This window comes from Streptomyces sp. NPDC050743 (assembly GCF_044456925.1).
Taxonomy (GTDB): domain Bacteria; phylum Actinomycetota; class Actinomycetes; order Streptomycetales; family Streptomycetaceae; genus Streptomyces.
In genome coordinates, this window is record NZ_JBITGJ010000294.1 from 1 (window position 1) to 2,172 (window position 2,172).

At 73.4% G+C, this 2,172-nt stretch carries 2 protein-coding genes; both read left to right on the forward strand.

Features of this window, described 5'->3' with window-relative positions:
* Positions 1–1,559: bifunctional 3-(3-hydroxy-phenyl)propionate/3-hydroxycinnamic acid hydroxylase (locus ACIBJF_RS53085; RefSeq protein ID WP_399185066.1), on the forward strand; the 1,559-nt coding region annotated here is incomplete at its 5' end.
* Positions 1,556–2,172, forward strand: a 617-nt coding sequence (locus ACIBJF_RS53090) for an AMP-binding protein (protein ID WP_399185067.1), incomplete at its 3' end; no start/stop codon positions are given. The genes ACIBJF_RS53085 and ACIBJF_RS53090, both read left to right, overlap by 4 nt.

Genomic DNA, 2,172 nt, shown 5'->3' on the forward strand with positions numbered 1-2,172 from the left:
CCCTCCTGCTCGCCCGGCACGGAGTGCCCAGCCTGCTCCTCGAACGCCACCGGGACATCTACCCCCTGCCACGCGCCGTCGTCGCGGACGACGAGATCTGCCGGATCCTGCAGAGCGTCGGCGTCCACGAGGAGTTCGCAGCCGTCTCGCGCCCGGCGCCGGGCCTGCGGCTCCTGGATCCCCGGCGCCGCCTGATCACCGAGTTCCCGCGATCCCTGCAGGGCCACCACGGCTTCGCGCAGACCAACATGTTCGACCAGCCCGAGCTGGAGCGCCTGCTGCGGGGCGCCTTGGCGCGCCGCCCCGAATGCGAGTTGTGGAGCGGCGTGGAGGCCGTGTCCGTCACGCAGCCCGCCGACGGGACGGCTCCGGTGCGGGTGACCTTCCGCCGCGACGGCAGCGACGAGGACGAGCACGTGTGGGCCGACGCCGTCCTCGGCTGCGACGGTGCGGGCAGCCTCACCCGGGAGGCCATCGGTGCCGTCTGGGAGGACCTGCACTTCGAGGAGAGCTGGCGGGTCATCGACGTGCGCACCAGCCGCCGGGTGAACAGCTGGGAGGGAGCCGAGCAGATCTGCTGCGCCACCCGTCCGGCCACCTACATGCGGGTCGGCGAGGACCGCTACCGCTGGGAGTTCCGGCTGGACGACGACGAGCGCCTGGACGGCGCGGAGGGCCAGGAGCGCCTGCGCGAGCTGGTCGCCCCCTGGGTGGATCTGCCGTCCGACGGGCCAGAGGACGACGACTTCGAGGTGATCCGGCAGGCGCAGTACACCTTCCGGGCCCGCCTCGCCGACCGCTGGCGCCAAGGGCGCGTCTTCCTGCTGGGCGACGCGGCCCACCTCACCCCGCCCTTCGTCGGGCAGGGCCTGTGCGCCGGCCTGCGCGACGCCCGCAACCTCACCTGGAAACTCGCCCGCGTCCTTCAGCAAGGCGCACACGACGGACTGCTGGACACCTACGAGCACGAACGCAAGCCGCACGCACGCCACCTGATCCGCGTCGCGGTCGCCGTGGGCTGGGCCATGACCGGTGGCCAGGGCCGCGGTGCGGCATTCCGTCGGACTCTCGTGGGAACGGCCTGCCGCATCCCCGGCGTGACCGCGGCAGTGAGCCGTGACCTCAGCCCCGCCCTGACCGCCGGCCCACTCGTACGGCGCCGCCCCCGGATGGCCGGCCGGACACTGGCCGGAACGTTCTGCCCGCAGCCCTGGGTACGGCACGACGGCGGGGTGGTCCGCCTCGATGACGTCCTCGGAAACTCGTTCGCCGTCCTGACCGCCGTACCGCCCACAGCGCGGATGACGGCCGTGGCCACCGCCCTGGGCGCACCCCCGATCCACGTCGACGACCTGGGCGACGACGGCACCTTGGCCGCCTGGCTGGCAGGCGGCCGCTCGGACGCCGTCCTGCTGCGTCCGGACCGTGTCGTGATGGACACCGTCCCCGCCGGCACCGGCGACTTCACAGGCACCGCCGCCTGGGCACCCCTGCTGCACACGGGCCGCCGTGCGCCTGATGCCCGGGCCGTTCCCCCGCCGAGGAGCACCACACCATGACCACCCCGCACCCCACGCCGTACCCGGCACCCTTCTTCACTCCCGACCCGAACGCGGCCGCCCGCAGCCGCGTCGCGGACTTCGCCCGGTGGGCCGCACGTCACCAGGGCGCCGAGGGAGTTGACGAGCCCACCGACTACGAGGCTCTGCACCGCTGGTCCGTCACCGACCTCGAAGGGTTCTGGGAGGCGGTGTGGCAGTACTTCGACATCGACGCCACGACTCCGTACGAGCAGGTGCTGGCCGAGGAAACCATGCCCGGCGCACGCTGGTTCCCGGGCGCCACCCTCAACTACGCCCACCACGCGGTGCGCAACCTGCACCCGGACGCGCCCGCGATCACCGCGCTGGACGAGACCGGAGCCGGCTACGAGATCACGGGCCGGCAGCTGCGCGCCCAGGTCGCCTCGGTCGCCGCCACCCTGCGCGACCTGGGCGTCGGACAGGGCGACCGGGTAGTGGGCTACCTGCCCAACACGCCCCACGCCATCATCGCCTTCCTCGCCACGGCCAGCCTGGGCGCGGTGTGGTCGGTGTGCGGCCAGGACTACGCACCCAAGGCCGCCGCCGACCGCTTCGCCCAGCTCGAACCGGCCGTGCTCATCACCGCGGA